Here is a 7,040-nt window from a genome sequence, read left to right as displayed (position 1 = left end):
GTGGGGCGGCTCGGTGCCGGGGCGTGTCGCCCGGGCGGGTTCGGCGGTCCGGCGGCCCCAGCAGCGGTCGCCGAGGAGCGCCATCGCCGAGGGCAGGATCAGCGCCCGCAGCACGATCGCGTCGAACAGGACCGCCACCGTGAGGCCCACGGCGATCTGCTTCATCTCGATGCGGTCGATGAACAGGAAGCTGATGAAGACGGACACCATGATGACCGCGGCGCTGGTGACGACACTCGCGGAGCCGGTGATGCCGTCCACCACGGCCTCGCGGGTCGCCGCGCCGCGCCGCACCGCCTCCTTGATCCGGCTGACCACGAAGATCTGGTAGTCGGTGGAGAGCCCCACCAGGATGGCGAAGACCAGCAACGGGGTGCGGGAGCCGACGAACCCGGTGGATTCGAAGCCGAGGAGCCCCTCGGCCCAGGTGCCCTGGAAGACCAGGGTCAGTACGCCCCAGGAGACCATCACCGCCGCGAGGTTGAGCAACACGCTGAGCACGGCCATGACGACGGAGCGGAACGCGGCGTACATGATCGCCAGGGTCGCCAGCGAGACGAAGAGGATCACCCAGGGGAGCCGCTGCTCCTGGTGCGCGGCGTAGTCCGCGCCGTAGGCGATCTCGCCGCTGACGGCGGTCTCGGTTCCGGGCACCCTGCCGACGGTCGCCGGTATCAGCTCGTCACGCAGCAGCGCCAGGGAGCGGGCCGCCGCTTCGGCGTTCTCGCCGTACGGCACGGGCAGGGCGAGGATCGCCGCACGGCCGTCGGCGGAGGTGCGCGGTCGCGCGGCGCCGGCGTCCTGGGCGAAGAGCGCGTCGCCCCTGGTCCGGTCGGCGAGGCGGCGCAGGGCGGCCCGCGCCTGGCCGGCGTGGGCGGCGTCCGACCGTACGAGCACGAGGTGCGCGATCCCCTCGGCCGGGTAGGCGGCCGTCAGCCGGTCGTACGCCGCCATCGCGGCCACGCTGTCGGGGAACGTGTCCTTGCCCTCGGTGCCGAGCTTCATGCCGAGCGTGGGCAGGGCGAGAGCCGCCGTGGCGGTGAGTCCGGCCAGCAGGGTCACCAGCGGCCTGCGCATGACCGGCCGCAGCAGCGCGGACCACACGCGGCTGTGCTCGGGGCCGGCCGGGCGGCCCGTGGCGGCGCGGCGGCGTCCCCTGCGGCCGTCGGTGCGGTCCCCCAGCTTGGCGAGCAGCGCGGGCAGTACGGTCAGCGAGCCGGCCACCGCGACGAGGGTGACCAGGATGGCGCCGGTGGCGATCGACGAGAAGATCACGTCGTCCATCAGGTACAGGCCGCCGAGCGCGAGGGCGACCGCGAGGCCCGAGTCGACGACGGCGCGTCCGGAGGTGGCCGCGGCGAGTTCGACGGCGGCGGCGTGGCTGATCGTGCCGCCCGTGCGCTCGCGTTCCTCCCGGGCCCGCTTGAGGTAGAAGAGCGAGTAGTCGACGCCGACCGCCATGCCCAGCATGAAGATGACGCTCAGCGCGGCGCCGCCCGCGTCGGGGGTGATCCAGGAGGCGAGGCCGTAGAGGCCCACCGCTCCCGCGAAGGCGAAGAGCGCCAGCAGGACCGGGATGCCGGCGGCGAGGACGGCCCCGAAAACGAAGAACAGGATGACGAAGGTGACCGGCAGGCTGATCGCCTCGGTGCGCTGGAGGTCCTTGCCCTGCTGGTCGTTGACCCCGTTGGAGATGGACGCGTTGCCGGTCTGCTCGATCCGCAGGTCCCGGTGGTCCTGGCGCACCGCCTCGGTCTGCGCGAGCAGCGCGTCGACGTCCTCCTTGGCGGTCTCCTTGTCCCCGCGCAGGGTGACGGCGACCATCACCGCGGAGCCGTCCGCGGCGGCCTTCGGCGGGGCCGACGACACGACGGCGGGCAGTTTCCCCATCCGCTGCCGTACGTCGTGGGCGGCGTCCCGGGCGGCCGCGGTGTCGAGCTTCCCGCGCTGAGCCGTGATCAGCACCCGCTCGACGGGCGGCGGGGTGAGCCCGCCGTCGGCGGCGATGGACTCGGCGCGGCCGGCCTCGCCGATCCAGAAGTCGGAGAACTGCCCCTTGTTCATGCCCGCCGCGCTGCCCGCGCCCACGCACAGGGCGAGGAACAGCACCCACCCGACTATGGCTCGCCATGGATGTGTCGCACACCAACGCGCGATTCCCACCGTGATCGGCTGACTGCTGCCGGCCATCGTGTTTCCCTCCCGAGGACGCTTTCCGCTTGTCGATCAGCGTCCCGGTCCGGGTCCCTCGCGGTCACTGGTACCAGCGGGCACAACTCCCCTGCGGATAACCCCACCCCGGCCCCGGCGGGCGGCGTCGGGCCGACGCGCGAAGGACCGGCGGCGCCCCGGAGGCCCGTCAGCGCGCGGGCTCAGGAGGTGCGGGAGGGTCAGCGGGCGGAGAGCCGGAAGCTCATCCGTCCGAAGCTCACCTGGTCCCCGTCCCGCACCAGGACGGCCCCCGTGACCCGCCGCCCGTTCACCGACGTGCCGTTGGTCGAGCCGAGGTCGCGCAGGATCCACCCGCCGCCCCGCGCGGACAGTTCGGCGTGCACGCGCGAGACCGTCTCGTGGCTGAGCCGCAGTCCGTTCGCGGGATCGCGCCCGATCCTCAGCGGGTACGGGCCCGGCTCGGGGAAGAGCAGCTTCGGCAGCCGCTCCGTCTGCCACGCCCTACGCAGCCGTACGGAGAACGCCGAAGCCCGCCGCACCGCGCCGAACAGGCCGCGCGCCCAGCTGCTCTCGGTCTCCAGGTCGCAGGTGAGCAGGTCCAGTTCGTCGGACCGGCGGGCGACGAGGGCGAGCTCCATCCGGCGTACGAAGGTGTCGTGCGACAGCTTCCCCTGGGCGGCGCCCTCCCTGAGCACTCCGAGCACACGGTCGCGCTCGGCGTCGGACAGCCGGGCGGGATACGTGTGGAACTCGAAGGACGACGTCACAGAGCCGATTGTCGGGCCGACCGGGCTCGGGTGTCCAGAAGAACGGTTCATCCCGTACGACCTGACCTGCGCAGACCTACCACAGGCCCGTTCGGGTCACCGTTGTTACTGTCTGCGGACACACACGTCACGGGGGGACGGCTTGACCGCCATACCGCAGTACCAGGATCTGACCGTACGACCGCTCTCGGGACCGGAGGAGCTGGCGCTCTTCTGCCGGCTCTCGTACGTCCTCGACCACGAGCTGGAGGACGACCTCGCCACCGGCCGCCGCCGTCCCGAGTGGATGTGGGTGGCGCTGCGCGGCGACCGGGTGCTGGCCCGCCTCTCCTGGTGGACGTCACGCGCCGGCGAACCGCCGCAGGCTCTCGACTTCTTCGACCTGGACGACACGCTGGCACGGCCGGAGCGCGCCGCGATCGGCCTGCGCCTCCTGGAGACGGCGTCGGACGCTGTCCTCCCGGCCGGCACGCCCCGTCCCGAGTACGGCCGCTTCATCCCGCCGGACTGGCGCGACGACGCGGTGGCCCGCGACGTGGTCGAGGCCCGCACGGAGGTCCTGGAACGGACCGGCGCGCGGCTGCTCGTCGAGCGCCTGCGGCTCGAATGGCGCCCCGGCACCCCGGTGCCCGCGCCGACCGGCCGGCTGGCGTTCCGTCCGCCGCACGACGACGAGGAGGTGGTCTCGCTGATGACGCTCGTCCTTGAGGGCACGCTCGACGCGCACAGCCAGGCCGATCTCGCGACCGGGCTCACGCCGCGCGAGGCCGCCGAGCTCCAGTTCGAGGAGGAGTTCGCGGCCTACTCCTCACCGCGCGGGTGGTGGCGGGTCGCGGCACTGCCGGACGGCGGCGAGCCGGTCGGATTCGTCATCCCCGCGCGCAACAACTACCACCACACCATCGCGTACATCGGCGTGGTGCCCGCCCACCGCGGCCACGGGCACATCGACGACATCCTCGCCGAGGGCACCCGCGTCCTCGCCGCCCAGGACGTGCCCCGCATCCGCGCGGCGACGGACCTCGCCAACGTCCCGATGGCCAGGTCCTTCGCGCGCGCCGGGTACGTCAACTTCGAACGCGCGGTCAATATGACGTGGAGCTGACGAATTACCGGCGGATCATGTCCGCCTGACGCACCATGGGTGGCGGCATCGTCGACGAGAGGGGCCGCCAGTGCTGTTCGAGGTGTGGGCACCGAAGGCCGGTCAGGCAGAGCTCCGGCTGGACGGCACAACGCACGCCATGGAACGCGATCCGGCGCGGGACGGGTGGTGGACGGCGGACGCCGAGGCGGGCGAGGGGGCGCGGTACGGCTTCTCGCTGGACGGCGGACCCGTCCTGCCCGACCCGCGCTCGCGCCGCCAGCCGGACGGCCCGGACGGCCCGAGTGCCGTCGTGGACCACAACGTCCATGAGTGGCGGACGCCTTGGACCGGCGGCGTCCCGCTGGCGGGCGCGGTCCTCTACGAGCTGCACATCGGCACGTACACCCCCGAGGGCACCTTCGACGCCGCCGCCGCCCGGCTCGGCCATCTGGCGGAGCTGGGCGTCACGCATGTCGAGGTGATGCCCGTCTGCCCGTTCCCGGGAACGCACGGCTGGGGGTACGAGGGGGTGTCGCTGTGGGCCGTGCACGAACCGTACGGCGGCCCGGAAGGTCTCAAGCGCTTCGTCGACGCGGCGCACGCCCTCGGGCTCGGTGTCGTGCTCGACGTCGTCCACAACCACCTCGGCCCCTCCGGCAACTACCTGCCGATGTTCGGCCCCTACTTCACCGACACGCACCACACGCCGTGGGGTTCGGCCGTCAACCTTGACGCGCCGGGGTCCGACGAGGTGCGCGCGTACCTGCTCGGCAGCGCGCTCGCCTGGCTGCGCGACTACCGCGTCGACGGACTGCGGCTCGACGCGGTCCACGCCCTCGCCGACACCCGCGCGCTGACGTTCCTGGAGGAGCTGTCGGCGGCCGTCGACACGCTCTCCGGCGAGCTGGGCAGGGCGCTCTTCCTGATCGCGGAGTCCGACCAGGGGGACCCGCGCACGACCGCTCCGCGCGAGTCGTGGGGGCTGGGTCTGCACGCGCAGTGGAACGACGATTTCCACCACGCCCTGCACACCGCCCTCACCGGCGAGTCCCAGGGGTACTACGCCGACTTCGCCCGCGCCCCGCTCGAAGCGCTCGCCAAGACGCTCACCCAGGTGTTCTTCCACGACGGCACGTTCTCGACGTTCCGGGGACGCGTCCACGGCCGTTCCGTGGACCGTACGAGAACCGCCGCGCACCGCTTCCTCGGTTACTCCCAGACGCACGACCAGGTCGGCAACAGAGCCCTCGGGGACCGGCTCTCCGCCACCCTCTCCCCCGGCCTGCTCGCGTGCGCCGCCACGCTCGTCCTCACCGGCCCGTACGTCCCCATGCTGTTCATGGGCGAGGAGTGGGCGGCCCGCACCCCCTGGCAGTTCTTCACCGACCACACCGATCCGGAGCTCGCCCGGGCCGTACGCGAGGGCAGGCGGCGGGAGTTCGCGGCGCACGGATGGGCGGCGGAGGACATCCCGGACCCGCAGGACCCGCGCACGAGGGAGGCTTCCTGCCTGGACTGGTCCGAGCCGGGGAGTGAGCCGCACGCGCGCGTGCTGGCCTGGTACCGGGAACTGATCGCCCTGCGCCGCGAGCGGCCCGACCTCGCCGATCCGGACCTCGCGGCGGTCAAGGTCGCCTACGACGAGGGCGCGCGCTGGCTGGCGTACCGGCGCGGTGACATCCGGGTCGCGGTGAACCTGTCGAAGGAACCCGTCACGATCGGCCTCGGCCGCAACGGCCTCAGCCGGGTCCTCGCGGCCTGGGAGCCGGTCGACGCGCCGGGCACCGACGGGCTGCTGCGCCTGCCGGCGGAGTCCGGCGTCGTACTCGGCCCGGCGGGCTGAACCACCGCGCCCCGGGGGCCGCCGGCTCCCGGGGCGCCGGCGACGGCGGTGCGGCGGTCAGTCGACGACGGCCAGTTCGCGGGGCGTCGTGTTGAGGCGCCGGCCGCCGTCCCCGGTGACGGTCACGATGTCCTCGATGCGCACGCCGAAGCGCCCCGGCAGGTAGATCCCCGGCTCGACGGAGAAGCACATGCCGGGCACGAGCGGCTGCCGCTCGCCCTCGATCATGTACGGCGGCTCGTGCGTGGTGACGCCGATGCCGTGCCCGGTGCGGTGGATGAAGTACTCGCCGTACCCGGCCTCGGTGATCACCGCGCGCGCCACCCGGTCCACTTCCTGGCAGGCGATCCCGGGCCGCACCGCCTCGAACGCCGCCTGCTGCGCCTCCCGGACGATGTCGTGGACGCGCTGCTCCTCGGTGGTCGGTTCGCCGACGTGGACGGTGCGGGAGGTGTCGGAGCCGTAGCCGTGCTTGAGGCCGCCGAAGTCGAGTACGACCATGTCGCCCCGCTCGATGACGCGCTCGCCCGCCTCGTGGTGCGGGTTGGCGCCGTTCGGGCCGCTGCCGACGACGGTGAAGTCGACCTGCTCGTGGCCGAACCGGGTGAGCAGGCGCGCGAGTTCCGCCGCCACCTCGCTCTCCCGCCGCCCGGAGAAGCGGACCTTGAGGATCTCCTCGTACGTGGCGTCCGCCGCCGCGCCCGCCGCCTCCAGGCGCGCCAGTTCGGCCGCGTCCTTCACGGCCCGGAGCATGGGCAGGGCCGATGTCAGCGACATGTACGACGTGCTCGGCAGGGTCTGCTGGAGGCCGAGCAGATGCAGCGCCCAGGTGTTGTCGCTGACCGCGAAGCGGCCGGCCACGTCGAGGAGCGGCGCGGTGACGGCGTACGGGTCCTTGCCGTCCGTCCAGTCCCGCAGCGTCAGCGCCGGGGCGCCGGGGGCGTGCTCGGCGTCCGGCGCCTCCAGGGTGGGCACGACGAGCACGGGCTCCTGGTCGGCGGAGAGCACGAGCAGGGTGAGGCGTTCGGTGGCCGCCGGGGGCTGGTAGCCGGTGAGGTGGACCAGGTCGGGGCCCGGAGCGACGAGTACGCCGTCCAGACCGGCGTCGGCAGCGGCCCGAACGGCGCCAACCCGCACCACGAGGCGGGCGAGCGCGTCATCGAGCGGGGCG

General features: G+C 73.2%; 5 protein-coding genes. 2 read left to right on the top strand and 3 right to left on the bottom strand.

The features are described from left to right. On the bottom strand, positions 1–2,190 hold a 2,190-nt coding region (locus E2E34_RS28775; protein WP_138904810.1), incomplete at its 3' end, for an MMPL family transporter. A gap of 200 nt (positions 2,191–2,390) precedes the next feature. After that, the gene (locus E2E34_RS28770) at positions 2,391–2,939 is read right to left on the bottom strand and encodes an FHA domain-containing protein (protein ID WP_138904809.1); all 549 of its coding nucleotides are present in this window, start codon (positions 2,937–2,939) and stop codon (positions 2,391–2,393) included. Between the two features lie 151 nt (positions 2,940–3,090). Between E2E34_RS28770 and E2E34_RS28765 the strand changes: the two genes are divergently transcribed. Together E2E34_RS28765 and treZ are read left to right on the top strand one after the other, a co-directional pair. Further along, positions 3,091–4,044, top strand: coding sequence for a GNAT family N-acetyltransferase (locus E2E34_RS28765; RefSeq protein ID WP_138904812.1), 954 nt, complete (start codon positions 3,091–3,093; stop codon positions 4,042–4,044). 70 nt (positions 4,045–4,114) lie between these two features. Continuing rightward, positions 4,115–5,869 carry a malto-oligosyltrehalose trehalohydrolase gene (gene treZ, locus E2E34_RS28760; protein ID WP_138904808.1) on the top strand — a complete coding sequence of 585 codons (1,755 nt, stop codon included), beginning with the start codon at positions 4,115–4,117 and terminating at the stop codon, positions 5,867–5,869. Between the two features lie 57 nt (positions 5,870–5,926). Here treZ and E2E34_RS28755 read toward each other — a convergent pair whose 3' ends face one another. Next, a complete protein-coding gene (locus tag E2E34_RS28755) occupies positions 5,927–7,009 on the bottom strand; it encodes an aminopeptidase P family protein (protein WP_138904811.1) in 1,083 nt (360 codons plus the stop codon). Between the last annotated feature and the right edge of the window lie 31 nt (positions 7,010–7,040).

Source organism: Streptomyces albidochromogenes (assembly GCF_005981925.1).
GTDB classification, from domain to species: domain Bacteria; phylum Actinomycetota; class Actinomycetes; order Streptomycetales; family Streptomycetaceae; genus Streptomyces; species Streptomyces albidochromogenes.
This window is presented reverse-complemented; position numbering and strand designations above follow the sequence as displayed.